This is a genomic window from Actinomadura rubteroloni (assembly GCF_002911665.1).
GTDB classification, from domain to species: domain Bacteria; phylum Actinomycetota; class Actinomycetes; order Streptosporangiales; family Streptosporangiaceae; genus Spirillospora; species Spirillospora rubteroloni.
Genome location: NZ_MTBP01000005.1, coordinates 240,102 through 264,964 on the forward strand (window position 1 = coordinate 240,102; position 24,863 = coordinate 264,964).

25 protein-coding genes and 1 pseudogene are annotated in these 24,863 nt (G+C 72.3%); 10 read left to right on the forward strand and 16 right to left on the reverse strand.

Annotated features, from left to right (window positions below; genetic code table 11):
• Positions 1-104: 104 nt before the first annotated feature.
• The 6 genes from BTM25_RS27510 to BTM25_RS27535 all read right to left on the reverse strand — a co-directional run bounded on the left by BTM25_RS27510 (position 105) and on the right by BTM25_RS27535 (position 7,308).
• Entirely contained in the window at positions 105-1,199 is a 1,095-nt protein-coding gene (locus tag BTM25_RS27510; RefSeq protein WP_205648303.1) for an alpha/beta hydrolase, read from the reverse strand.
• Positions 1,196-2,224 carry a 3-oxoacyl-ACP synthase III family protein gene (locus tag BTM25_RS27515; RefSeq protein WP_205648304.1) on the reverse strand — a complete coding sequence of 343 codons (1,029 nt, stop codon included), beginning with the start codon at positions 2,222-2,224 and terminating at the stop codon, positions 1,196-1,198. Before BTM25_RS27515 ends, BTM25_RS27510 begins: the two co-directional genes overlap by 4 nt.
• A gap of 157 nt (positions 2,225-2,381) precedes the next feature.
• Positions 2,382-2,570 (reverse strand): acyl-CoA carboxylase epsilon subunit, encoded by a 189-nt coding sequence (locus BTM25_RS27520; protein WP_103566327.1) that lies wholly within the window; start codon positions 2,568-2,570, stop codon positions 2,382-2,384.
• Positions 2,567-4,114: an acyl-CoA carboxylase subunit beta gene (locus BTM25_RS27525; protein WP_103566587.1), complete on the reverse strand. Its 1,548-nt coding sequence runs from the start codon at positions 4,112-4,114 to the stop codon at positions 2,567-2,569. The genes BTM25_RS27520 and BTM25_RS27525 overlap by 4 nt, the downstream gene beginning before the upstream one ends.
• 198 nt (positions 4,115-4,312) lie before the next feature.
• Positions 4,313-6,481 (reverse strand): cytochrome P450, encoded by a 2,169-nt coding sequence (locus BTM25_RS27530; RefSeq protein ID WP_103566330.1) that lies wholly within the window; start codon positions 6,479-6,481, stop codon positions 4,313-4,315.
• Positions 6,482-6,729: 248 nt separating this feature from the next.
• Positions 6,730-7,308 (reverse strand): TetR/AcrR family transcriptional regulator, encoded by a 579-nt coding sequence (locus BTM25_RS27535; protein ID WP_103566334.1) that lies wholly within the window; start codon positions 7,306-7,308, stop codon positions 6,730-6,732.
• Positions 7,309-7,396: 88 nt separating this feature from the next.
• On the opposite strand from BTM25_RS27535, the gene BTM25_RS27540 reads away from it, so the two are divergent.
• Entirely contained in the window at positions 7,397-8,296 is a 900-nt protein-coding gene (locus BTM25_RS27540) for a zinc-binding dehydrogenase (RefSeq protein WP_103566335.1), read from the forward strand.
• Between the two features lie 493 nt (positions 8,297-8,789).
• Here BTM25_RS27540 and BTM25_RS27545 read toward each other — a convergent pair whose 3' ends face one another.
• On the reverse strand, positions 8,790-10,190 hold the full coding sequence (locus tag BTM25_RS27545) for an MFS transporter (RefSeq protein WP_103566338.1): 1,401 nt from the start codon (positions 10,188-10,190) through the stop codon (positions 8,790-8,792).
• 90 nt (positions 10,191-10,280) lie between these two features.
• Here BTM25_RS27545 and BTM25_RS27550 point away from each other — a divergent pair, with 90 nt between their 5' ends.
• Positions 10,281-10,850, forward strand: a complete 570-nt coding sequence (locus BTM25_RS27550; protein ID WP_103566340.1) for a helix-turn-helix transcriptional regulator — start codon at positions 10,281-10,283, stop codon at positions 10,848-10,850.
• A gap of 52 nt (positions 10,851-10,902) precedes the next feature.
• Here the strand turns inward: BTM25_RS27550 and BTM25_RS27555 are convergent, their stop codons facing one another.
• Entirely contained in the window at positions 10,903-11,664 is a 762-nt protein-coding gene (locus BTM25_RS27555) for an SDR family NAD(P)-dependent oxidoreductase (RefSeq protein ID WP_103566343.1), read from the reverse strand.
• On the reverse strand, positions 11,664-12,566 hold the full coding sequence (locus tag BTM25_RS27560) for a LysR family transcriptional regulator (protein ID WP_103566345.1): 903 nt from the start codon (positions 12,564-12,566) through the stop codon (positions 11,664-11,666). Before BTM25_RS27560 ends, BTM25_RS27555 begins: the two co-directional genes overlap by 1 nt.
• A gap of 70 nt (positions 12,567-12,636) precedes the next feature.
• Between BTM25_RS27560 and BTM25_RS27565 the strand changes: the two genes are divergently transcribed.
• The gene (locus tag BTM25_RS27565) at positions 12,637-13,371 is read left to right on the forward strand and encodes an SDR family oxidoreductase (RefSeq protein ID WP_103566348.1); all 735 of its coding nucleotides are present in this window, start codon (positions 12,637-12,639) and stop codon (positions 13,369-13,371) included.
• A 142-nt stretch (positions 13,372-13,513) separates the two neighbouring features.
• On the opposite strand, the gene BTM25_RS27570 is transcribed toward BTM25_RS27565, so the two are convergent.
• From BTM25_RS27570 to BTM25_RS27580, 3 genes are read right to left on the reverse strand one after another with little or no spacing between them, the layout of a single operon-like run.
• On the reverse strand, positions 13,514-14,311 hold the full coding sequence (locus BTM25_RS27570; protein WP_103566350.1) for an SDR family NAD(P)-dependent oxidoreductase: 798 nt from the start codon (positions 14,309-14,311) through the stop codon (positions 13,514-13,516).
• A complete protein-coding gene (locus tag BTM25_RS27575) occupies positions 14,308-15,384 on the reverse strand; it encodes a saccharopine dehydrogenase family protein (RefSeq protein WP_103566353.1) in 1,077 nt (358 codons plus the stop codon). The genes BTM25_RS27570 and BTM25_RS27575 overlap by 4 nt, the downstream gene beginning before the upstream one ends.
• On the reverse strand, positions 15,381-15,959 hold the full coding sequence (locus BTM25_RS27580) for a hypothetical protein (RefSeq protein ID WP_103566355.1): 579 nt from the start codon (positions 15,957-15,959) through the stop codon (positions 15,381-15,383). The genes BTM25_RS27575 and BTM25_RS27580 overlap by 4 nt, the downstream gene beginning before the upstream one ends.
• A 79-nt stretch (positions 15,960-16,038) precedes the next feature.
• Between BTM25_RS27580 and BTM25_RS27585 the strand changes: the two genes are divergently transcribed.
• Entirely contained in the window at positions 16,039-16,596 is a 558-nt protein-coding gene (locus tag BTM25_RS27585) for a TetR/AcrR family transcriptional regulator (RefSeq protein WP_103566358.1), read from the forward strand.
• 293 nt (positions 16,597-16,889) lie between these two features.
• Here the strand turns inward: BTM25_RS27585 and BTM25_RS27590 are convergent, their stop codons facing one another.
• Both BTM25_RS27590 and BTM25_RS27595 read right to left on the reverse strand, forming a co-directional pair.
• Entirely contained in the window at positions 16,890-17,975 is a 1,086-nt protein-coding gene (locus BTM25_RS27590; RefSeq protein ID WP_146059163.1) for a hypothetical protein, read from the reverse strand.
• Positions 17,976-18,130: 155 nt separating this feature from the next.
• The gene (locus BTM25_RS27595; protein ID WP_103566362.1) at positions 18,131-19,084 is read right to left on the reverse strand and encodes an aldo/keto reductase; all 954 of its coding nucleotides are present in this window, start codon (positions 19,082-19,084) and stop codon (positions 18,131-18,133) included.
• Between the two features lie 146 nt (positions 19,085-19,230).
• On the opposite strand from BTM25_RS27595, the gene BTM25_RS27600 reads away from it, so the two are divergent.
• Complete coding sequence (locus BTM25_RS27600) at positions 19,231-20,151, forward strand: helix-turn-helix transcriptional regulator (RefSeq protein WP_103566365.1); 921 nt, start codon at positions 19,231-19,233, stop codon at positions 20,149-20,151.
• 279 nt (positions 20,152-20,430) lie between these two features.
• Here the strand turns inward: BTM25_RS27600 and BTM25_RS27605 are convergent, their stop codons facing one another.
• A complete protein-coding gene (locus BTM25_RS27605) occupies positions 20,431-21,336 on the reverse strand; it encodes a helix-turn-helix transcriptional regulator (RefSeq protein ID WP_103566369.1) in 906 nt (301 codons plus the stop codon).
• A gap of 157 nt (positions 21,337-21,493) precedes the next feature.
• On the opposite strand from BTM25_RS27605, the gene BTM25_RS27610 reads away from it, so the two are divergent.
• The 5 genes and pseudogenes from BTM25_RS27610 to BTM25_RS27630 all read left to right on the forward strand — a co-directional run bounded on the left by BTM25_RS27610 (position 21,494) and on the right by BTM25_RS27630 (position 24,714).
• On the forward strand, positions 21,494-22,273 hold the full coding sequence (locus tag BTM25_RS27610; RefSeq protein WP_103566370.1) for an SDR family oxidoreductase: 780 nt from the start codon (positions 21,494-21,496) through the stop codon (positions 22,271-22,273).
• Between the two features lie 41 nt (positions 22,274-22,314).
• Complete coding sequence (locus BTM25_RS27615; protein ID WP_103566372.1) at positions 22,315-23,226, forward strand: SDR family NAD(P)-dependent oxidoreductase; 912 nt, start codon at positions 22,315-22,317, stop codon at positions 23,224-23,226.
• Positions 23,227-23,255: 29 nt separating this feature from the next.
• Positions 23,256-23,486, forward strand: a complete 231-nt coding sequence (locus BTM25_RS27620) for a tautomerase family protein (protein WP_103566375.1) — start codon at positions 23,256-23,258, stop codon at positions 23,484-23,486.
• A gap of 345 nt (positions 23,487-23,831) precedes the next feature.
• Positions 23,832-23,972: pseudogene (locus tag BTM25_RS29375) on the forward strand (hypothetical protein); the annotation flags it as partial.
• A 4-nt stretch (positions 23,973-23,976) separates the two neighbouring features.
• The gene (locus BTM25_RS27630; protein WP_103566381.1) at positions 23,977-24,714 is read left to right on the forward strand and encodes a maleylpyruvate isomerase family mycothiol-dependent enzyme; all 738 of its coding nucleotides are present in this window, start codon (positions 23,977-23,979) and stop codon (positions 24,712-24,714) included.
• On the opposite strand, the gene BTM25_RS31005 is transcribed toward BTM25_RS27630, so the two are convergent.
• Positions 24,708-24,863 (reverse strand): carboxylesterase family protein, encoded by a 156-nt coding sequence (locus BTM25_RS31005; RefSeq protein ID WP_205648305.1) that lies wholly within the window; start codon positions 24,861-24,863, stop codon positions 24,708-24,710. The genes BTM25_RS27630 and BTM25_RS31005 overlap by 7 nt on opposite strands.

Consider the following 24,863-nt stretch of genomic DNA (forward strand, 5'->3'; position numbering starts at 1 on the left):
GTTGGACTGCCCCTCGTGGTGAACACCCTGTGGGAAAACACGGGCTTGCATCCCTGCCCGGTATTCAGTGTGTCGGGGCGGTCTAACAACGAACTATGAATGACCTAAAGCCCGAACCGGCGCCGGGCCTTCTGCGCGGTGAGCGACGCCGTCAGCAGGGCGCGCGGGACCTGCCGTCCGCCCGCCATCTTGAGGATCGACAGGATCGTCCACAGGCCGACCTCTCCGGTGTGCGCGGGGGAGCCGTGGACGTCGTCGTAGGCGACCACGCCCAGCGTCCGGACGTGCTCGCGCAGCAGCCGTACCTCGTCCTGCGGGATGATCTCGTCGCGCAGGCTCGCCGCGTACGCGACGGGGATCGTCAGGTTCTCCAGCGTCTCGGCCGGCAGCGCCCAGTCGCGGATCTCGTCGTAGACCTGCGACGGCTTGGTCCCGACCAGGTGCGCGAGCGTGTCCGTCGTGATGCGCGGCACCCGCGCCTGCCACGCGGTGTCGGTGAAGAACGCGCTGATCGGCGCGCACGTCGTGACGACGCCCTTGATCCGCTGGTCCCCGGCGGCGGCCCGCAGCGCGAGATGGCCGCTGAAGCTCATCGCGAGGGCGTAGGTCGTGCCGACGTCGGCGCGGTCGGCCAGCTCGTCCAGGATCGCCGACAGCAGCGACGACGACCGCGCCGAGTACGGCAGCGTGTTCTCGCCGACGCCCGGCAGCTCGATGACGACGCCCGCCAGCCCGAGCCGCGCGCCGCGCGCGAGGACGGCCGCCCACTGCTCCTTCACCGTCACGATCCCGCCGGAGACGATGAGCAGCGGCTTGCGGTCCGTCGTGGACAGGCCGCTCGTCCAGCAGCGGACGGTGCCGTCCGGGAGGTCCAGGTCGAGGCGCTCGATGCCCGGGACGTCCTTGCGCCACCGGTCGAACACCGCGAGCCCGCGCTCGTGCGCCGCGCGCCGCGCCTCGCCGTTCACGAACGGGAAGCGCGCCATCGCGTAGTGGCGGGACGCGCCGAGCAGGTCGCCCGCGCCCTCCAGCCGCTCCCCGGCGCGCGTCCACTCGACGGCCCACGAACCCGGCCCGTCGTCGTCGCTGTCGATCCGTCCGAGGATGGCCCGGTAGTGGTCGGGCGCCATCCGCTGCCCGCGCGCGTGGACCTCGACGTACTGCTTCAGCTCGGCGAGGTCGTTGGTCGTCTCGGTCACGACACCTTCTCCAAGGCCAGTCCACCCTTGATCCACTTGCTCGACTCGACCGCGATGGCGACGGCCCGGTCCTGGTCCGTCAGCCGGGGCAGGAGCCGTTCGAGCTGGAAGAACGGCAGCGCGTTCCCCGTGTTGGCCGTCTCGGCGACGACGCTGACCTCCTGCGCGTCCGGCAGCGCGAGCCGCTTGACGATGAGGTCGGTCATCTTGCCCGAGAGCTGCGGCGGGAGGAGGTAGTCGACGTCCTTCCAGTCCAGGTCGTCGAGCATCTCCTCCAGGATCTCCACCGCCATGGTCGGCACGGACTCCTCGATGGCCTTGTAGTCCTCGCCCACCGACGGCGGCGGGTCCGCGAGGTCGGCGGGGCCGTACCACTCCACGACGTGGCCGGGCTTGCGGCCGAGGCCCGTCAGGCGGACGAGCACCTTGCGCAGGACCGCCGAGCCGTCCGTCGGCGTCGTGCTCAGCACCGCCGCGCCCGCGCCGTCGCCGAACATCAGGCCGGGCACCAGCTCCGACGGCGACAGCTTCGCCGGGTCCAGGTTCAGGTCGAGGTGCTTGGTGCAGGTGTCGCCGCCGATGACGAGCGCGGTGCGGTGCCGTCCGGTCTGGAGCGCCTGCTGCGCGACGTCCAGCGCCTGGACGGCCCCGGTGCAGCCCGACTGGAGCTGGTACGTCGGGACATTGTTGATGCCGAGCTGGTCGGCGATGACGTTCACCGTCGCCGGCATGAGCTGGTCCGGGCTGGACGTGCCCATGACGATGACGTCCACGTCGGCTGTGGTGAGCCCGGCGGCGTCCAGCGCCTTCTCGGCCGCGATCCGGCCGAGGTCGGCCAGCCGGAACCGCACCTCCGCCGTCGCGAGGTCCACCGAGAAGTGGCGGTTGCGGGTGCCGACGAACGTGTCGGCCCACTCGGCGAACAGCGCGTCGCCGCCGAACCGCTCGGCCAGTTCGGCGTTCGAGATCGGGGCGCCGGGCAGCGCCGTCCCCGAGGAGAGTAGGTGTACGTCCGGCAGGTCCACGGCGTGTCCTCGCTTCCGGTGATGATCGCCCGGCTCCATGCTCACGGCCGTGGTTAAAGCCGATCTAGGGTCATCTGAAACCGTTCGTCCGCGCGGCCCGCGCCATAATCGGCGCGGGCCGCGCGGACGAACGCGTGCCGTGTGCGGCGCGCGAGGATCAGGGAGCGGCCCAGGCGGTGGGGGAGACGTAGCCGGGGTCGCCGTGGCGCCAGACGGCGCGCGGGGCCCGGCGCGGCGGCTCGGCGCCGGTCGCGGCGCGGCGGCGCAGGGCGAGCAGGACGACGGTGAGCGCGGCGAGGTCGTCGGCGTCGGCCGCGCCGCGCACCACGCGGATCTCCGGCGTCACTGCGGCTGGTTCCCGTGCTTGCGCGCGGGCAGCGGACGGTGCTTGGCCCGCAGCATCGCCAGCGCGCTCGCCAGCGCGGACCGCGTCTCGGCCGGGTCGATGACGTCGTCCACGAGCCCGCGCTCGGCCGCGTAGTACGGGTGCATCAGCTCGGTCTTGTACTCCGCGATGCGCATCTGCCGGACGGCCTCGGGATCGGCGGCGGCCGTGATCTCCCGCCGGAAGATCACGTTCGCGGCGCCCTCGGCGCCCATCACCGCGATCTCGTTCGTCGGCCACGCCAGTGACAGGTCCGCGCCGATGGACCGGGAGTCCATGACGATGTACGCCCCGCCGTAGGCCTTGCGCAGGATCACCTGGACGCGCGGGACGGTCGCGTTGCAGTACGCGTACAGCAGTTTCGCGCCGTGCCGGATGATCCCGTTGTGCTCCTGGTCCACGCCCGGCAGGAAGCCCGGGACGTCCACGAGCGTCACCAGCGGGATGTTGAACGCGTCGCAGAACTGGACGAACCGGGCCGCCTTCTCCGACGCGGGAATGTCCAGCACCCCGGCCAGGTGCAGGGGCTGGTTCGCGACGACGCCCGTCAGGTGCCCGTCGATCCGCACCAGAGCGCACACCACGTTCGGCGCCCACAGCGGGTGGACCTCGAAGAACTCGCCGTTGTCCACGATCTCGGCGATGACCGCGCGCATGTCGTAGGCGCGGCTGGACTCGACCGGGACGAGGTCAAGGAGCCGTTCGGTGCGCCGGTCCGCCGGGTCGGCGGGGACCGCGTCGGCGGGCGGCGCCTCCCGGTTGTTGGACGGCAGCAGCGACAGCAGGTACCGGACGTCGGCGAGGCAGGACTCCTCGTCGTCGTAGGCGAACGTCGCGACGCCCGAGGACGTCGCGTGGACGTCCGCGCCGCCGAGCCCGTCATGGCTGATGACCTCGCCGGTGACGGCCTGCACGACGTCCGGGCCGGTGATGAACATCTGCGAGATGTCGCGGACCATGAACACGAAGTCGGTCAGCGCGGGCGAGTACGCCGCGCCGCCCGCGCACGGGCCGACCATCACGCTGATCTGCGGGATCACGCCCGAGGCCCGGACGTTGCGCTGGAAGATGCCGCCGTACCCGGCGAGGGCGGTGACGCCCTCCTGGATCCGCGCGCCCGCGCCGTCGCACAGCCCGACGATCGGCGCGCCCGCCGCCTCGGCCATGTCCTGCACCTTGTGGATCTTGGTGGCGTGGGCCTCGCCGAGGGCGCCGCCGAAGATCCGGAAGTCGTGGGCGTAGGCGAAGACCGTCCGGCCGTTGACCAGGCCCCAGCCGGTCACGACGCCGTCGGTGTGGGGCCGCTTGGTCTCCAGCCCGAACCCGGTCGCGCGGTGCCGCCGCAGCGCCTCGATCTCGTGGAACGTGCCCGGATCGAACAGCAGCTCGACGCGCTCGCGCGCGGTCAGCTTGCCCTTGTCGCGCTGGATCTGCGTGGCCTTGGCGTTCGGCCCGGCCGCGACCCGCTCGCGCAGGAGGGTCAGCTCGGCCACCCGGCTGCGCATCGGCGGGGGACCCTGGCCTGCGGTGGCGGTCGGATCGGGAGGGAGCTGCAGCTCCTGCTCGCCGGCGATGCTCATCCTGACCCTCCGGGGAGTTCCGAGGTTGTGCTGCCTCTGCCCGAGTATCTCTGGATCTCCTTAAGCGCGCCTAGATTCCGTGGGCCGGGCCGTCCGCAGTTGGACGGCCCGGCCCACGGAAGATCAGCGCGCCGCGACGAGCAGCTCGTCGGGCGCCCGCGTCAGCAGGCCCGTCTCGACCGGCGCGAACCCGTCGGCCCAGCGCAGGTCCGGCAGGCGTTCCAGCAGGACGGTCACCGCGATCTCGGCCTCCATCCGCGCGAGCTGCGCGCCGAGGCAGAAGTGGCGGCCCGCGCCGAACGCCAGATGCGTGGACGCGCCGGTGAACTCCCGTTCCACCGCCGCGCTCCGGCGCGGGTCGAACCGGTCCGGGTCCTCGAACCGGCGCGGGTCGCGGTTGGCCGACCCCACCAGGCACGCCACCGTCGCCCCGTCGGGGACGCGCCCGCACGGCAGGTCGACCGGCCCGTCCGCCTGCCGCAGCACCACGTGGACGGGCGGGTTGCGGCGCAGCGACTCCGCCCACACCGCGCCCGCCAGCCCCGGATCGGCACGTAGTTCGGCGAGGACGTGCGGCGCTTGGAGCAGGTTCGCCAGCAGCGACGCCAGCGCCCGGTCCGTCGTCTCGCCGCCCGCGCCGAGCAGCGCGCCGCAGAATCCCTTGACCATCGAGTCGGGCAGCAGTTCGCCGTCCACGCGGACGGTGCAGAGCACCGACAGCAGGTCGTCGGCGGGCCGTGCGCGCCGCTCGGCGACGTGCGGCTCCAGGTAGGCGTACAGCTCGTCGCGGGAGGTCAGGCCGCGCGCGAGCGTCGCCGGGTCCTGCCGGTAGTTGCCGAGGTAGGAGAACCCGGCGCGGTACCAGTCCTGGAACAGCGGCGCGTCCTCGGCGGGCAGGCCGAGCGCCCGCACGACGACGTCGATCGGGAGCCGCCGGGTGAAAGCCTCGACCAGGTCGGCGTCGTCCCCGTCGGCGATCCGCGCCGCGACGTCGCCGGCGAGCCGCTCCGCCGTCGCGCGCACCGACGCCGCGAGCCGGTCCAGCGCCCGCCCCCGGAACGCCGGGGTCAGGAACGCGCGGTGCGCCGCGTGCTCGCGTCCCTCCATCTGCAGGACGGTCGGGCCGAACATGGGCGCGAGCTGCCAGGCGTAGTTGCGCGGGGTGAGGCGCGGCTCGGTCAGCGCGGCCCGGACGTCGGCGTGCCGGCTGACCAGCCACGCGTCCAGCGGCTCGTCGCGGACGAGGGGGAAGTCGTCGCGCAGCCGCTCGTACAGCGCGTACGGGTCGGTCTCGAACGACGGCCAGAGCAGGCTCGGCGGCGACTGGCGCGTGTCGACCCGCTCGGCGGCCTGCCAGTGGTAGCGCGGGACGGACCGGTGCCAGTCCAGCGAGGCGGCGAGCACGTCCGCGAGCCGTCCGGCGTAGGCGGGGTCGGCGGCCCGGCGCGCCGAGCGGAACTCCCCGGCCCGCTCGACGATCATCCGGTGGGCCGCGTCGACCGCGTCCTGCCAGGACCCGCCGCGCTCGTCGCGCAGCAGGCAGACGAGGTTCGCCGGCTCGCCGAACGCGAGGTCCTTCTCCAGCGAGTAGACGTCGTTGGTCCAGGCCAGGACGTCGGCGGCGCTCGCGCGCAGGACGGCGGGCCGCTCGCGCGCCGACAGGACGCGTCCGTCGGCGGCCTCCATGAGGTCGAAGAACAGGTCCGCGCCGAACAGGTCGCGCCGGGCCGCGACATAGCCGCGCACCTCCATCGGCTTGCCCGCCGTGCGGCGCTCCACCTGGTCGCACTGCGCCCACAGGTGGCGGGCCAGGTGCTCGCCGAACCGGTGCCGCCAGGCCGCGTCGGCGAGCGCGGCGGTGCGCGGCCACAGGTCGCCGGCGAGGTCGGCGAGCATGGGCTCGTCGTCGTGGGCGCGGTGCGCCGGGTCGGGGACGCCCCGGACGATCGCGAGCGCGGACTCGGTGAACGCGGCGAGCATCCCGTCCTGCGCCCAGGGGCCGTCGTCGATGCGGTCGTCCAGCAGCAGCACCCACAGGAACCAGTCGAGGACGACGCGGGCGCGGCCGGGTTCGGCGGCGCCGGTGAGCGCCACCCCGAGGTCGAGGTTGCGGCCCGTCATCAGGCGTTGGTGGCCGCGCGGGCCGAGGACTCCCCGGCGCAGCGCCCGGTCGCACGTCTCGGCGCGCAGCCGGTCGCCGTCGGGGCGGGGCGCGGGCGGGGGGAAGGGCAGGGTCAGGTCCGGAAGCCGGAATTCGGCTCGGATTCCGGACGTCGGGGCGCTCTCGGTCACGGGACGTCGTCCCACGTGACCGGGTCGTTCCCGGTCGTTTCGGTCGTGTCGGTCGGCACCGCCACCTCCAGGGATCGAAAAGCCGTTCGTGCCTCGAATCTCCGGGAAGGACGCAGGTAACGCCGCACCGCCGCGCCATGCTTGACCAGCGCTTTACCAACCGCCGCGCCCCGGGCAGGGCACGGTCGAGCGAGTTTCGGACGTCCCTTAAGGACCGCTTCCGAATTGCCCCGATACCGGGTTACGGATCATCCGGTCACGGGTCGCGGAGAGGAAAGAATCGCCTCCGCGAGGGAGCGCAACGACGTCCGGAACCGTTCGGTGCCGCCGTCGGCGGTGAGCGGCCCGACGAGGTCGGCGTCGAACAGGCCGAGCAGCGCGTGCGCGCAGAACGCCGCGTCCAGGTCCGGCCGCGCCGCGCCGATCAGGTCCGTGACGTGGCGGTGCCAGCGCAGGTACGTCGGGTCGGTGAACCGGTCCTGCGCGCAGGCCCGCTCGTTCGCCGCCAGCAGCGCGGTGTTGCGGGCGGCGAGGTCGGCGAGGGCGTCCAGGAACGCGGTCAGCCGCGCGCCGGGCGGGGCGCCGGGGCCGAGCGGCGGCGGGCCGCCGGCGATGCCCGCGGCGATGGCGTGCGCGCGTTCCTCCAGCAGCGCCTGGAACAGGCCGGTCCGGCTGCCGAAGCGGCGGAAGACCGTTCCTTTGCCGACGCCCGCCGCCGCGGCGACCCGGTCGAGCGAGACGTGCTCGCGGCCGTGCTCGGCGAGCAGCGCCTCGGCGGCGCGCAGCACGGCGCGGCGGTTGCGTGCGGCGTCCGCGCGTTCGGGCATCGGCCTGCCTCCCGGTTGCCGAATCGGACCGTCGGTCCGTATATTACCCGGAACGCTAACCGGACCATTGGTCCGCTTTGGAGGAACGATGCGAGCAGTGATCACCGACCCGGACGCGCCGCACGGCATGCGGATGGGGACCGTCCCCGAGCCCGAACCCGCGCCGGACGAGACCGTCGTCGAGGTCCGGCACGCGGGGGTGAACCACGGCGACCTGCGCACCGACGCCCGTCCGCCGGGGACCGTGCTCGGCGCGGACGCCGCCGGGATCGTCGTCCGCGCCGCCGCCGACGGCACCGGCCCCGCCGCCGGAACCCGTGTGATGGCGCTCGCGCCCGGCGCGTGGGCGGAGCGCGTCGCGGTCCCGGCGGGCGCGCTCGCCGAGGTCGCCGCGGCGGTGGACCTCGCCGACGCCGCCGCCGTCCCGCTCGCCGGGATCACCGCGCTGCGCAATCTGCCCGCCCCCCTCGCGGGCCGCCGCGTGCTGATCACCGGCGCGTCCGGCGGCGTCGGCCGGATGGCCGTGCAGCTCGCGGCGCGCGGCGGCGCCCATGTGATCGCCGCGGTCGGGTCGGCCGAGCGCGGCGCCGGGCTGGACGCACTCGGCGCGGCCGAGGTCGTCGTCGGACTGGACGGCGTCACCGAACCCGTGGACCTCGTGCTGGACAACGTCGGCGGGCCGCTGCTCGTCGCGGCCTGGAACCTCCTCGCGCCCGGCGGGGACCTGCGCAGCATCGGGTGGGCGTCCGGCGAGCCCGCCGTCCTGCCGCCCTACGCGACGTTCGCGCTCGGCCCCGCCCGCACCCTCCACTCGTTCGGCGACGTCACCGACCTCGCCGCCGACCTCGCGGAACTCGCGAGCCTGCACGCCTCCGGCGCGATCACCGCCGGCGTGGCCTGGCGCGCCCCCTGGGACCGGGCCGCCGACGCCGCCACCGCCCTCGCCACCCGCCGCATCGCGGGCAAGGCCGTCCTCGACGTCACCTGACCGCCGCACGGAAAACCCGTTAAGGCCGACGGACGTCCGGCGCCAGCGTGAAGAACGCCTCGCGGCTGCTGAACCTCGGGGAATCTCCGTCACCGTCTCCCGGCGACGCTCCCGCACGCCCTTCCGACGGCGTGCGCCTGGGGGTTCCGGCCGGGCCAGGTGGTGTCGATGACGCACAGCGGCTCGCTGTCGCTCGGGCACCAGGCGAACGCGTCCGGGCTGAGGCGGGCGAAGGCCAGATGGCCCGCCCACCTGCCCGAACCGCGCAACAAGCTGTTCCCCCTGCCGCTGGACGACGAGGAGGCGTGCCGCGGCTACCTCCTCCCGCGCCGGCGACGCGGAGCTGGACGCCTTCCTTCGTGCGTTCCGGGTCGTCACGCCGCTCGACCGCCGCGCTCCGGGGACCGTCCGCCGGCCGGACGTGCTCGCGGCGTGGCGCCGGGACCTCAAGCAGGAGGCTCCCTGGGTCTACAAGGACATCGGCCCGGTCGTCTCAAGCCTTGACCGGGGCGGGGTCGCCGTCCCGGTCGTGGAGTTGCGGCCGCTGCTGACCGTCAACGGATGAGACGACCGCCACGAGCAGGACGACCAGGCCGCAGCCCGCCACCAGCAGCCAGGCGGGGCGGGTCGCTTCGGCGAGGCGGGCGGTCGGCGCGCCGGTGACGAGCCCGCCCGCGACGGCGACGCCGACGGCCGCGCCGAGCTGGCGCGCGGTCGAGGTGATGCCGCCGGCGACGCCGGCGCGGGCGCGCGGGAGGCCGCCGACGGCCGTGTTGGTGATCGGGGCGTTCGCGAATCCGAAGCCGATTCCGATCAGCAGGTAGGCGAGTGCGATGAGTCGGATGTCGGTGTCGTCGCCGAGCCGTGCGAGCGGGAGGCCGCCCGCCGTGAGGAAGGCGCCGGCGAGCAGCAGCGGCGGGCGCGGGCCGTGCCGTCCGGTGAGGACGCCGGACAGCGGCGCGCACACGGTCGCCGCCAGCGCCATCGGGAGCGTGACGAGACCCGTCGCGAGGGGGGACAACCCGCGTGCGTGCTGGAGGTAGAGGGTGTTGAGCAGCAGCGTCGCTCCGAGGGCGGCGAACACCGCGACCGCCCCGGCTACGGCGGCGGCGAACGACGGGCGCCGGAACAGGCGTGGGTCGATCAGGGGTTCGTCGCGGCGCGTCTCGACCCGTCCGAGCGCTACCGCCGCGACGGCCACGACGCCGTAGCCGGCGAGCGCGGCGGGCGAGCCCCAGCCGACGCGCGGGCCCTCGATCAGCACGGCGACCGCGCCGCCCGCGACGAGCGCCAGCAGTGCCTGGCCGAGGCCGTCCAGGCGGCGCGGGCGCTCCGCGCGGGACTCCGGGACGACGAGCGCCGTGAGCACGAGCGCCGCCGCGACAACCGGAACATTGATCCAGAAGACCGACCGCCAGCCCGCCGCCGCGACCAGCGCGCCGCCCGCGAGCGGCCCGGCCGCCATGCTGACGCCGAACACCGCCGCCCACACGCCGATCGCGCGGGCGCGCTCCCGCGCGTCGGTCATCACGTTGACGACGATCGCGAGCGCCACCGGGCTCAGCATCGACGCGCCCGCGCCCTGCGCGACGCGCGCCGCGACGAGCACGCCGGCGTCCGGGGCGAGCGCGCACACCGCCGACGCGCCACCGAACACGACGAGCCCGAGACGGAACACGCGGCGGCGCCCGAACCGGTCGGCCAGAGCGCCCGACGAGACCAGCAGCCCCGCGAACGCGAGCGTGTAGGCGTCGACCGTCCATTCCAGGCCGTGCGTGCCGAGGCCGAGGCCCGCGCCGATCGCGGGCAGTCCGACGTTCACGATCGTGGTGTCGAGCCCGACGAGGAAGAGGCTCAAACAGCAGACCGCCAGGACCGTCCAGCGCCGTTCCATGGTCGCTCCTTTCGGTGGGAAGGCGACCACTGTCGGGCCGCCGCGCACGGCGCGGACAGGGATTTTGCGGGAACTGCAAAACTGGGCGGCATGGACGCCGAACTGGAAGCCACGCTCGCCGCGATCGGGCCCCGGCTGCGCGCGCTGCGCCGCGACCGCGACATGACGCTCGCGGAGCTGTCGGCGGCGACCGGCATCTCCGTCAGCGGCCTGTCGCGGCTGGAGTCGGGACGGCGGCGTCCGACGCTCGAACTCCTCATCCCGCTCGCGCGGGCGCACCGCGTCGCGCTCGACCAGCTCATCGGCGCGCCCGCGACCGGCGACCCGCGCGTCCACCTCAAGCCGCTGCGGCATCCGCGCGGAATGCTCGTGCCGCTGACGCAGTACCCGGGCCGCCTCCAGGTCTTCAAGCAGGTGATCACGCCGCGCCCGCGCAGGCTCGTGACGCACGAGGGCTACGAGTGGCTGTTCGTCCTCGCGGGGGAACTGCTGCTCGTCCTCGGCGACCGCGAGCTGACGCTGGGGCCGGGCGAGATCGCCGAGTTCGACACGGGCGAGCCCCACTGGTTCGGGCCGGCCGGGGACGGCTCGGCGGAGATCCTCCACATCTTCGGCCGGCACGGCGACCGGGCGCGGGTCCGGGCACGTCCGGACGTCTGAGGCCGACGGTCCGGCTCCCCGTTCGCGGCCGGGCGTCCGGGCACGGGCCGGGTCAGACGGCCGCGCTGCCGCCGTCCACCACGATGTCGCCGCCGGTCATCCACGCCGACTCGGCCGAGGCGAGGAAGACGGCGGCCCCGGCGAGGTCGCCCGGTCGTCCGGGCCGGCCGAGCGGGATGTCCTTGCTGCGCTCGTGCCACACGCCGGGATCGTCGCGCCACTGCGCGGCGTTGGCCTTGGTCGCGGTGAGGCCGGGGGAGATCGTGTTGACGCGGATGCCGTCCGGCGCCAGCTCGTAGGCCGCGCCGCGCGTCAGCATCGACAGCCCGGCCTTGCTGCACTGGTAGTGCGCCATCGCGCTGACCGCCTTCGTCGCGCTGATCGAGCTGATGTTGATGACGCTGCCCGGGGCGCCTGCGGCGCGCAGACGGGCGGCGAACGCCTGCGTCAGGAAGAACGGGAACCGAAGGTTGACCGTCATGACCTGGTCGTACTGTTCCGGGGTGATGTCGAGGTACGCGGTGCGGGTCAGGGTCGCGGCGTTGTTCACCAGGACGTCGATGAGTCCGAGCGCGCGGGTCGCCTCGTCCATGAGGCGGCCGGGGGCGGCCGGGTCGGCGCCGTCGAGCAGCAGGTACTCGGCGCGGACGCCGTGTTCGCGCAGCTCGGCGGCCGTTTCCCGGGCGGCGGACGCGTCGCTCAGCGCGGTGAAGAAGACGTCGCATCCCTCGCGGGCGAACGCGGTGGCGATTCCGCGTCCGACGCCGTTGGCGCCGCCGGTGACGACCGCGCGCCGTCCGCTCAACCTGCCCATCACGCACCTTCTCTCGTCGAGCCGGCCGTCAGCGCGGCGGCGACGTCCTGCGCCGTCCTGACGAACCAGGCGATTCCGGGCGACCGGCTGCCCGCCGGCCACAGCGCGAGCGTCCGGTAGGGCGCCGCGTCCCGCACCGGACGGTAGACGACATCGGGCCGGACATTGCGGACGGCCAGCGACGCGGGCACCAGCGCGACCGCCTGCCCGAGCGCGACCACCTCCAAGAGTTGGGCCGTGTCCCGCACGACCGGCCCATCGGCGGGTCGGTCCGGCTGCCCGAGCCAGAAGGCGCGGTCGAGGACGGGGGAGCCGCCCCACCGGGGCGCTGGCTCGGCGGCCAGGTCGGCGATGCTGAGGACGTCCCGCTGCGCGAGCGGGTGGTCCGGGGCCAGCGCCGCGACGCGCGGTTCGGTCGCCAGCGGTTCGGTGTCGAGTCCGTGGCCGTGGAAGCATCCGGCGAGGGCGGCGTCGGCGCGGCCGGTGCGGACCAGGTCGGCCTGCTCGCCGAATCCGCTGACGACGACGCGGAGTTCCGGCGCGTCCGGCTCCGCGCGGGCCCGCGCACCGACCTTCCGCAGCAACTCCGTCGCGACGCCCGGCTTGGCGGTCACGACGAGGGCGGCGCGGGGGAGTCCCGCCCGCCGCGTCCGGCGCACGGCGGCGTCGAGGGCGTCGAGCACGGCCGCCGCCTCCTCGGCCAGCGTCGTCCCGGCCCGCGTCAGCGCGAGCCGGGGCCCGGTGCGGTCGAACAGCGCGACGCCGAGCCGGCGCTCCAGTTGGCGGACGGCCCGCGACAGCGGCGGCTGCGCGATGCCGAGCCGTTCCGCCGCGCGGGTGATGTTGAGTTCCTCGGCGACGGCGCGGAAGTAGCGCAACTCGCGGATCTCCGGCTCCGGCATACCGTCAGGGTAGGGCGCGGCACCGATCGGGTCTTCGTCTTCCGGACGGCTCTGTGGATGGGATGGGGGCATGAAGGAAATCGCACTCGTCACGGGCGGGAACAAGGGCATCGGACGGGAGATCGTCCGCCGTCTCGCCGAACAGGGAATCGTCGTCTATCTCGGCGCCCGCGATCCGGAGCGCGGCGGCCGGGCGGTCGCGGAACTGCTCGCGGAATCGTCCGGCGCGGACGTCCGGTTCGTGCAACTCGACGTCACCGATCCGGCTTCCGTCGCCACGGCCGTCACCGCGATCGGGGCCGGGGCGGGACGGCTGGACGTGCTCGTCAACAACGCCGGAATCATGACCGAATGGGGCGTCCGGACGGCCGACGTCACCGCCGCGCACCTCCGCGAGGTCTACGAGGTGAACGTGTTCGGGGTCGTGACGGTGACGGCGGCGTGCCTGCCGCTGCTGCGCCGCTCCCGCAATCCGCGCATCGTCAACATGTCCAGCGGGCTGGCGTCGCTGACGCTGCTGAGCGACCCGTCGATTCCGCTGCGCAAATTCCTCGCCTACAGCTCGTCCAAGGCCGCTCTCAACGCCCTCACCCTGATCTACGCCGACGCCCTTCGCGCGGACGGCATCAAAGTCAACGCGGTGAGCCCCGGAATGGTCCCGACCGACCAGAACGCCGCCGCGCCTTTCCCGCGCGGCGACCGCACCCCGTCCGACGGCACCCGCGTCCCGACGCTGCTCGCGACGATCCCCGCCGACGGCCCGACCGGCACTTTCCACGGCCCGGACGCCACCATTCCCTGGTGATCCGGCGCGACGGAAGTGGACGGTGCTTCGTCCCCGCCGTTCGATACCGCCAGGCAGCCGCTCGCTAACCCTTCTTCCTCGGGGTGCGTGGTCGGGCTTCGCGGCGGGCCGAGCCGGCGGCCGGTGCACCGAGGTGCGGGGTTCAGCTGTTCTTGAAGGGGTTGAGGGTGCGTCCTGCGAGGTAGCTCAGGCGGATGGGCAGGGGTTTCATGGCGGTGGCGGAGATCTTGTTGACCAGGCCGGGGATGCACACGGGTTTTCCGTTCTGGACGGCTCTCCAGCCTTCGGCCACGACGGCTTCGGGTTGCTGCCACAGGATGCGGGGGAGATGGTCGGCTTTGTCGCGGGTGTCCATGACGTCGTGGAATTCGGTGCGGGTGAAACCCGGGCACAGGGCGGTGACGTGGATGCCGTGCGGTTTGAGTTCCATGTCGAGGGCTTGGGACGTGTTGAGGACGTAGGACTTGATGCCGGTGTAGAGGAGGCTGGCCGCGGGTGGTGCGAACGCGGCGACCGAGGACAGGTTGACGATGCGGCCCCAGCGGCGTTTCTTCATGCCGGGGATGACCAGGTGGGCGAGTTCGGTCTGGGCGGTCACCATCAGCTGGATCTCCCCGGCCAGGGTGTCCCAGGGAGTGTCGGCGAACGCGGTCTTGCCCGACAGTCCGGCGTTGTTGATGAGGACGTCGATGTCCAGGCCCTGGGCGTTCGCGTAGTCCATGATCGCCTTGGGAGCGGCGGGATCGGTGAGGTCGGCGGCGAACACCTCATAGCGCCGCCCGCCGTGCTGCCGGGTCAGCTCCGCGGCCAATTCCTGGAGGCGGTCGGTGCGGCGGGCTGCCAGCAGGAGCTGGTAGCCGCGGGCGGCGAGGTGGCGGGCGAACGTGGCGCCGATGCCGGCGGAGGCGCCGGTGATGAGCGCGGTGCGGGGGGTGGTCACCGGGAGGTTCCTTCGGTCGTGTCGGGGGTGGTGATGGTGAGAGGGCCGCTGCCGGAGAGCCGGGTGATGAGGTCGGCGCCGAACAGGGTCGCGGGCGTGTGCGCGCCGGGGCGGGGGTCGGGGGCGGCGAGGAGATCGGTGACGGCGGTGAGGGCACCGTCGATGGTCAGCCGGTAGGGGTTGGCCGTCGTGATGCGGGCGGTGGCCCACCGGCCGGCCGCATCGGTGGTCTCGCCCCACACATGGGCGGTGCCGGTGGCCCGTTCGTTCGCGTCGGGGCCCTTCACCGTCTTGTCGATCAGCTTGTGCGCGGCGGCGCGGACACCGGGACGGGCCAGCAGCCCGGCGAGGCGTCTGCTGATCCGAGTGCCGAGGATCAGCGGGGAGGGCAGCGGTAGGTAGACCTCGATGTTGGGGATCGAGGTGCTGTGGTGGGCGCTGTGGAGGTCGGCGGCCGGGAAGGCGAGCGCGGGTCTGGTGCCCTTGCCGAAGTCGATGCGGTCCGTGCGCCCACCCAGCGGGGTCACGGTGATCCTGCCGTCGATGCGGGCGCGGCCTCCGGCGGCCATCCCGTCCAGGACCGTCTTGACCGTCCCCGGGGACAGCGCCAGCGGCAGGTCGAAGCCGAGCCGCAGACCGGTGGCCTCGGGCATGGCCTGGTGGAGTGCGACGGCGAGGCAGTCGGTGGGGATGACGTCGAAACCGACTCCGGGACAGACCACGACACCAGCCGCGCGGGCCAGGCCGTCGATCTCGCGGGCGTAGGCGAAGACGTCCATCTCGCCGGTGATGTCGAGGTAGTGCGTGCGGGTGCGCACGCACGCGTCGATCATCGGGGCCGCCGTCACCGAGAACGGCCCGGCGCAGTGCAGCACCACCTCGATGCCGGACAGCCGCGCGTCGGCGTCGCGCAGGTCGAAGATCCGGTACTCCAGGCCGAGGTCCTCGGCCAGCGGCTTGACCGCCGCGAGGTTCCGGCCGGCAAGAACCGGTTCCAGGCCCCTCTCGCGGGCCTCCCGGGCGATCAGCTCACCGGTGTAACCGTTGGCGCCGTACAGCAGCCATTTCGTCACTGGGCGGCCTCCGTCCGGCCGGGCAGTTCGCGCGGGCCCGGGGTGAAGCCGCGGCGAACGGTGCCGATGTCACCGCGGTAGGCGCCGACGGGGCCGGTGAGCAGGAAAGGCAGCGGAACGCGGCGCCGCCGTGCGGTGAATCCCCACGTTCCGATGCCCAGATAGACGCCGGGCGCCGCGCGGCGGACCTCGTCGACCATGTTGATCGCCCCGCACACCGAGGCGTGAGCGCGGTAGATGAGCGTGTAGGCGGGACGGCCGTCATAGCGCGACGGTGCGATGAGCGTGTGCATCGCATAGCGCTGCCGGACGCGGCCGAACTGGCGGAAGGTGTTGTAGCCGCGTCCGGTCTGGCGGTCGACGGGCCGGAACGCCTTGCACAGCCACGGCGCGAACGGGTTCGACACCGTCGCGCGCCCGGTCACCGAGGCGAACGCGCCGGGCTGGGCCAGCAGCCGGGCGGTGTACTCCCCGTCCATCTCCTCGATGGACGGGGCGGGCAGCGTGGCGAAGAACGCCAGCAGTTCGGACGTGTCCAGCCCGAGCAGCCCGGCAGCCGTGTCGTCGGTCTCCATGGGGGTCGCACCTCGCATCTTGAGCGGTCTTCAAGAAACTTAGCGCCTCCTTGAGGACCGTTCAAGATAAGGTGTGGGGGTGCCCCGGAACCGACGCCCCCAGGACCGCGAGGAGAAACGCGAGGAGATCCTCGCCGCAGCCCGGCGGCTGTTCATCGACGACGGCTACGAGTCGGCGTCCATGGGCCAGATCGCCAAAAGCGCCGGCGTCACCGTCAACACGATCTACTGGTACTTCCGCGACAAGGACGACCTGCTCGTCGCCGTCCTGGACCGCCTGCTGACCGAAGCCCTCGCCCAGTACACGACCATCGCCGACCGGCCGCTGGGCGACCGGCTCCTCTGGGCCGTCGACCGGCTCGAACAGCTGCACGGCCTCGTCAACACCGTCCACGCCCGCGCCCCGGCCTCACCCGCCGTCCACGCCTGGCACACCGCCTTCCACGAACTCGCCGACGCCCTGATCGCCGACGACCTCCGCCAAGCCGGCGCCGCCGAAGCCGACCTCCCCGCCATGATCGCGATCGGCACCTTCGTCATCGAAGGCCTCCTCACCCACCGGCGCGACGACGCCGGCAAACGAGCCGTGATCGACCTCCTCGTCCAGAGGCTCACCACCGTGCCGACCCGAACCTGACCGGAAGCCGGCAGACCCGCCGAAGACCTTTTCGACCCCGAACCCGCGATCCTCACCGGCGCGCTCGGCAGGTTCACCCGGGTCTCCACCAAAGACCAGCGCCTCGACCGCCACTCCCTGACATGCCAGGGCTCCTCACCGGTCCGCCCGACGTCCGCGGGCCGCGCCCGAAGTCCGGCGTCGCGCACCGGAACTCGGCCAACCCCTGCGGATCCCGGCAGTCGATGACCAGCTCAGATCTACGACGAGCCGAAATCGCCCCCTACGAGCGGCCCGATTCGTGAGCGGGGACGCTAGCTCTCGTCGGCGCCCTCTCCCTGACCGGCCTTCGCAGCACGCTCGGTCGCGGTGTCGTCGGCGGCCCGCTCGCGTGCGGCGGCGAGTGCGGCTTCCGCCAGGGCGGCGCGTTCGCGCTGGGCGGCGGCGTCGGCGCGGGCGGCCGCGAGGTCGTCCTCCAGCCGCGCGCGGACGGCTCGCTGGGCGGTCGACGCGGCGGCGGCCTCCGCTCGCTCCCGTTCGATCGCGCTCCGCAACGCCGACAGCCGTCCGTCCAGCTCGACACCCCGGGCGACGGCTGCCTCACTCTCGCGCCGGGCGACGTCCAACGCCTGCTCGGCGGTCTCGGCGCGCGTGCGCTCGGCACGCGCCTCGCCCTGCGCGGTCGCCAGAGCCTCCCGCGCCGCACTCAAAGCGGCCTGTGCGTGGGAGAACTCGGCGCGCAGCGCGAGCACCTGCTCCTCCTGCCGGGCGGCGGCGGCCTGATACCGGGTGACGTCCTCCTCATGGGCGTGCCGGGCCTCACGAAGCTCGGCGGTCTTGGCGTCCCGGGCGCCCTCGGCGACCTCCTGCGCACGCTGGGCGGCGTCGCGGACCTGCTGATGGGCGGCGACGAGCGCGGCGCAGTCACTCCGGGTCCGCTCGGCGTCCGCGACGGCCCGCCGCGCCTCAGCCCGCGCGGAATCCCGCTCGGCGACCGCGGCCTCGGCCTCCTGGAAGGCCCGTCGGCGGGCCAGCTCGGCCGCCTCGGCACGCGCGTCGGACTCGGCCGCGGCCTGCCGGGCGGCGGTCGCCTCGCCCTCGGCGCGCCGGACGCGGCTCAGTGCACCTTCCTCGGCCTGCGCCAGCAACGCCAGAGCCTGCGCCAACTGCTCCTGCAGAGCGCTGATGGCGGTCGGCAACTGACGAGCGAGCGCCTCGGCCCTGGCCAGCGGCTCGTCCACTGTCGCCGCGTCCGCAGCACGCCGGTCCCTGCTGGCCTGATCGGCGTGCGCCTTGCTGCAGTACTTGGCCGGCCGCCCCCGCCGGGCCGCGGGCAAGGCCAGCTCGCACCCGTCGAGCGCGCACACACCACCGTCCACCGGTTCCACTTCGACATCCACTCGTCCAACCTACCGATCTTTAAGCGCCTCAATACGCGAAACGACTAACGCGCAACGCGAAACGCTAAATCTGAGGCTCGAAGGTCATCCATGATAATGACCCTTATCCCGGTGTGGCGGTCGAGGGAGTGCCGCGGGGCGGTCGGCCTGGCAGGTCACATCTCCTGCTCCCACCATCCGCGCGTGTCGACGCCTGAGGCGTCCGCCAGCGCCTCAAGTTCCGCGATCTCCTTGGTGGTCAGCTCGATACCTCGAGCTCGGACCAACCCATCGATGTAAGCCGCCTTCGTCACCCCGACGATCGGGGTCGTCCCCTTGGCGATCGCCCAGGCGGTGGCGACATCGGCGGCGGACGCGTTTCGGTCCTCGCCGATCGCCTTCATCCGGTCCGTCAGCGCCCGCAGCCGGGGCAGGACGCCGTTGTACACGGCCGCCCGGCTGCTGCCCTCTGGCAACGGGTTCGTCGGGCCGTACCTGCCGGTCAGCGCTCCTTGCTCCAGGACCATGTAGGCGAAGAACGGCACGTCGTGCTCGCGGCAGTAGTCGAGAACGCCCGCGCGCTCGGAGCTCCGGTACAGGAGGCTGTAGTGGTTCTGGACCGCCTCCACGCGGAAGCCAGCCTCGCCGAGGATCTGATCAGCGAGAGCGATCTCCTCCAGGTTGTGGTTCGAGACGCCGACATGCTTGATCTTGCCGCTCGTGAGCAGCGGGATCAGAGACGGCGTCCAGCGCGCCACGTCGGCGGGATTGTGGATCCAGAAGAGATCGACGTAATCGGTGCTCAGCCGGTCGAGGCTCTCCTCCAGCATGTCCGCGACCGGATCGTCGCCGTCGCCCGCGATCTGCGGGGTGAACTTCGTCGACAGCTGGTATTCGCTGCGGTCATAGCCCTTCAGCGCCTGGGCGAGGACGGTCTCCGAGCGGCCCATGCCGTACGCCACGGCGGTGTCCCACAAGGTGAACCCGTTCGAGTGCGCCTTCTCGACGACCTCCCGCAGACCGGACTCGCTCAGCTCACTGCCGAAGTAGCCGTCGCCCGGCTCGCCGCTGTCACCCCAGGCCCAGGTACCCAACGCCACCGCCGGCACAGCGAGCGTCTTGCTCTTCATGGTTCTCCTCCATCGCTTATTCCTGCGACCGTGTTGGAACTTTCGATCCCAAGGAAACCCCGGTCGCCGCCACCGGAGAAGGTCGCGCTTGTGGGGGGATAAGCTCAACCCCCTTAACGCCGTGACCAGCGGTTACCATGAATGACATGGACCAACCGGCCGGGAACCGCGAAGAAATCCGGGACTTCCTCACCCGGCGGCGCGCCAAGATCACCCCGGCGCAGGCCGGCCTCCCGACCAGCGCTCGGCGCCGGGTCCCCGGGCTGCGGCGCGAGGAGGTCGCCGTCCTCGCCGGCGTGAGCACGGAGTGGTACACGCGGCTGGAGAAGGGCCACATCGGCGGCGTGTCCGAAGACGTCCTCGACGCGGTCGCCCGCGCTCTGCGACTGGACGACGACGAACGCACCTACCTGTTCGACCTGGCCAGATCGTCGCGGCCCGCGAGCCGCACGCCGTCGCGGCGCCGGGATGTCGAGGTCCCGCCCCGCGTCCAGTGGCTGCTCGACTCCATGACGATGTCCGCGGCGTTCGTACGCAACGGCCGCACGGATATCGTCGGCGCCAACCCCCTGGCCCGGGCCCTGTTCGCGCCGATGTTCGACAGCGCCACCGCCGACAAGCACGGCCGCCCCAACATCACCCGCTATGTCTTCCTCGACCCCGGTGCGCACGACTTCTTCGTCGACTGGGACGCCGCCGGCGTCGCCACCGCCGCCCTTCTTCGCGCCGAGGTCGGACGCGAGCCCCGTGATCGGGCATTGCGGGAACTCGTCGGCGAACTGTCCACCCTCAGCCCGGAGTTCCGCAGCCAATGGGCCGCGCACGACGTCCTGATGCGCCACGACGGCGTCAAACGGCTCCAGCACCCCGACGTCGGCCACCTGGAACTGACCTTCCAGTCCCTCGACCTACCGTTGTCGGACCGAGCCGTGCACGATCTGATCATCTACACCGCCGAACCCGGCACCCCGTCCGAAGACCGTCTTAAACTCCTCACCATCTGGGCGGCAACACAGTCTCGGGCGGAACAGCCCACCGGCCATTCTCCTCAGCCCGGACCCTTCTGATTCTTCGCGGTCCGCCGCCGGGAGCCCGGAGCTCGGCCATTCACTTCAGGAGTCGGTCGGCAACTGGAGGTCAAGAGCGTTTTCGGCCGCGTCCACCTGCTCAGCATGGAGATCGGCCCGCGCGCGCCGACATTCCCGCGCAGAAGCCCTGGCGGGTCCAGAATACGGCCCGGGAAAACAGAATCAAGGGGGTCATCGTGAGCCCCGAGCCGGAGAACATATCTCTGCGGGAGCAGGGGTCGCCACGCCTTGCCGGGAAGGCGTTCCTCCCTCTGCGGGTCAGCGCTGCGATCCGGATTCCGCCGCGGGCAACCTGTCCGGTGCAGTGTCCTCGGTGACGCTCAGGTCCTGGGTTCCTATGACGGACAGCAGTTCCAGCTGCTCGGCTCCCGGGCTTCCGGGCGGTGCGGTGAACCACAGCAGGCGCTGGCGTCCGTCCTCGCTGAGCAGGTTGTAGCAGTCGAGTTCGATGACGCCGAGCGTCGGGTGGACGATCTTCTTGTGGTCCATGCGGCGCACCGCGACGTCGTGGGTGTCCCAGAGGGCTGCGAACTCCTCGCTACGACGGCGTAGCACAGCGATCATCTTCGTGACCTCCGCGTCCCTGCCGCGCCGGGCGGCCGCTGCCTGGAGGTCGGCCACGAACACCCGGGAGTGGTGGGGGTGGTCCTCGTGCGGGTATCTCTCGCGCGCCTGCGGGTCGGTGAACCAGCGGTACACGAAGCTCGCCGCCGGGCCGCGGTGTGCCGGGGACTTGCCGAGCAGGTTCCGGGCCAGGTCGTTCTCCACCAGGGTCTCGTGCAGATCGGTGATGACGCGCGCGGGCGTGTTGGACAGCCGGTCCAGGAGTCCGAGAAGTGCGGGCTGCACGTGTGCCGACGGTCCGTGTGCTGAGGGCGGGACCGGCCGTTCGGCCAGGTGGAACAGGTGGTCGCGCTCGTCGCCGTTCAGGCGCAGGGCTCGGGCGAGGGCCGCCAGGGTCTGGGGCGAGGGCTGCACGCCATTCTTTGCGCTGCCGCGTTCCAGCTCGGTGTAGTAGTCGGCCGACAGCCCCGCCAACTGGGCGACTTCCTCGCGGCGCAGCCCGGGGACGCGACGGCGCGGGCCTTGGGGGAGACCGACCTCGGCAGGACGGATGCGGTCGCGGCGTGTCCTGAGGAAGGCGCCGAGTTCTGGAAGGTTCACCCCTCCATGGTCGCGCGCGTGCCAGGCGGTAGCCAGGGGGTGGCGTCCCCTGGGTGAACGCAGCCCTGGCTAGGGGCGGGGGACCGGCCGATCGTTGAGGACGCAGCAGGGCGACGGCGAGACCGCGGCCTGATCGCATCCACCACAGGAGTCAGTAATGCCTATCCCCACTTCCGACGGGATCGCTGCCCCGGCCCAGCCGTCCGTCTCACCCCGTGTCGCGATCGTCACCGGCGGCTCGCGCGGCATCGGCCGCCGGACCGTCGGCCGGCTGGCCGCCGACGGGTACGCCGTCGTGGTCGGCTATGCCGGCAACCAGGGCGAGGCCGAAGCCGCCGTGAAGGAGGTCGTCACCAGCGGCGGCCGGGCGATCGCAGTGCGCGCGGACGTCGCCGACGAACACGCGGTGGCGGCCATGTTCGACGCGGCCGAAGCAGAGTTCGGCGGCATCGACGTCGTGGTCCACGCGGCCGGGCGGGCGCATATGGCACCGATCGCCGAGTTGGACCTGGCCGTCCTGGACGATCTGCACCGCACCAACATCCGCGGCACGTTCGTCGTCGTCCAGCAGGCCGCCCGTCGTGTGCGCCCCGGCGGCGCGATCGTGACGTTCTCCACGTCCGTGGTGGGGCTGGCCTTCCCGAACTACGGCGCGTACTCCGCCAGCAAGGGCGCGGTCGAGGCGCTGACGCTGATCCTGGCCCGGGAGCTGCGGGGCCGGGACGTCACCGCCAACACCGTCGCGCCCGGCCCCACGGCCACCGACCTGTTCCTGGACGGCAAGGACGAGGAGACCATCGCCCGCCTGTCCGCCCAGCCCCCGATGGAGCGCCTCGGTACCCCGGCCGACATCGCCGAGGTCGTCGCGTTCCTGGCCTCCTCGGCCGGCCACTGGATCAACGGACAGGTCATCCGCGCCAACGGCGGAATCATCTGAACCGCCCGCAGCCACCCCGTCGATCAACGAAAGGCCCTGCCATGAGGAACGACGGAACAGGGAAGGTCATCCTTGTCACCGGGGCCTCCAGCGGCATCGGGGCACTGTCCGTGCGTGTCCTGGCCCTCGCCGGTCACACCGTGTACGCGGGCATCCGCCAGATCGCGACCCGCAACGCGACCGCGGCAGCCGACCTGAAGCGCTACGGCATCGACCACCAGGTCGACGTGCACGCCGTCGAGCTGGATGTCACCTCCCAGGACTCCGCCGACGCCGCAGCCGACCGGATCTTCGCCGAGCGCGGCCGACTGGACGTGGTCGTCCACAACGCCGGGCACATGGTCCTGGGCGCCGCCGAGGCGTTCACCGTCGAGCAGTTCGCAGACCTGTACGACGTGAATGTTCTGGGCACCCAGCGCGTCAACCGCGCCGCCCTGCCGAAGTTGCGTGCGCAGGGCTCGGGGCTGCTGGTGTGGATCGGCAGTTCCAGCACCCGCGGCGGCTGCCCCCCATTCCTGGCCCCGTACTTCGCCGCCAAGGCCGCGATGGACGCCCTGGCCGTCAGCTACGCCGCCGAGGTGCTCCCGTTCGGCATCGACACCGCGATCGTGGTGCCCGGCGCGTTCACCACGGGCACCAACCACTTCGCCAACGCTGGCGCCCCCGCCGACGTCGACTGTGCGGAAGCCTACGACCAGCGTCACCGACCCCTGATGGAAGATCTGGGCAAGCGCCTAGCCGCGCTCATCCCTTCGGACGCCGATGTGACCGAGGTCGCTGAAGCCGTCGCGCGCCTGGTCGCGATGAAGCATGGCACTCGGCCGCTGCGCACCCACATAGACCCCAGCCGGGACGGCAGCGAAGTCGTCTCCGCGGTCGCCGACCGCGTCCGCGCGGACTTCTTCCGCCGCATCGGACTGGACAGCCTGCTCACCGCAGGCAGTTCCCTGTAACGCCCCACTGAGAGAAGGAACAACCAGCCATGCCTTTCGCGAACTTCAAGGTCCCCGAGAAGACCCTCACCCCGAAGCAGAAGGAGGAGATCGTCACCCGCACCACTGAGCTGTATGTCGAGATCTATGGCGAGCGCGCCCGCAACAACACCATGGTTCTGGTCGAAGAGGTCGCCGACGGCGGCTGGGGCATCTCCGGCAATGTGCTGACCCTCGCCATGCTCGGCGACGCGACACCGACCGACGCCGGCGAGGCCTGACCGCACCGGCCGTCATTGTGTCCCCGTCCCCGCGCCCCGGCGGACACCGCCGGGGCGCGGGGACGGACCCTGCAACCTCCCGCACACCCCCGGACCCAGCTCCGTCACCACCCTGTGCGCGAACGCCTCCTCGAACCGGCGAAGCCCCGACCCCACCACCCGCTCCACCTGCCCAGGCGTCGGAAGCTCAACATCATCACTGCGGCACCGTGGCCACAGCGCCTCCGCCAGCCGCTCCCGACTCGTCTCCGTCGGGCACATCTCATTCGCCAGCCACTTAAGCCCAGCGCGCCTCATCCGTCTCAGTCGCCAGCCGCGTAGCCCCCGCCTTGCACCGACTACGGACCGTTGAACCGGTTCGCGCGCGGCAAGATCGACTTGAACAATTTCTGGTGGCATTGGCCCGACATCCTGCGCGTCGTCGTCTCGATCTGCTCCGGTGAGGTTCGCGCCCACGACATGCTGCCGATGGCTGAAAGACAATGACCGTATGGTCCTTGATCCTGACTCGGCCTTCGAGCCCACGGTGCTACTGGAACGGATCACCGCTGCGACCGAGCGCCTGTTGGTCGCTGCCGCGACTCTCACTGATGGGGAAATGCGAGAGCCTTCTCTGTTGCCAGGCTGGTCGCGCGGGCACGTGCTGACCCATCTGGCGCGCAATGCCGACGGCGGCGCCCGGTTGCTGGGTTGGGCACGCACCGGAACACCGGCAGCCGAATATCCCGGTTTGCGGGAGCGGGAGGCTCAGATTGAGGCCGGTGCCGGGCGAAGCGCCGCCGACCTGATCGCCGATCTGCGTGCCAGTGCTGCCGCGTTCGCCGCCCAATACGCGCAGATGCCTGCCGCTGGCTGGCAGAACACCGTCCAGTGGGCCGCCGGGCAACGCCACCGCGCTGCCCGGGTCGCGGACGCCCGGCTATGCGAGGTCCTTATCCATCACCTCGACCTGCGAGTTGGTCTTACCCCCGACCACTGGCCCGCTGACTTCGTCACCTACGAACTGAAAACGGTCACCTCGGCGTTCGACACCCGCGACGACGCGCCTTCTTTGCGGCTGCACGCCACCGACACCGACATTCGATATGAGATTCGCGCCGACGATGACGCCGTGGTGGTTCACGGCCGCCAGGCGTCCCTCCTGGCATGGCTGATGGGCCGAACACCCGGCGACGACCTCATCACCGACGACGGCAATACTCCGCCCACCCCACCATTCCTCTATTGAGCCGACAGAAAAAAGCTTTGGGCCGACACGGCCACCCTGACCTGGTCGGGGTCTCCGCCGAACGCGGCGATGTTGCGCTGGACCCATTCCAGGGCCGGTCGGACCCGGGCTCGGGGCGCGCGAGTCGTTGCCCGGGCGCCCCGGAGCAC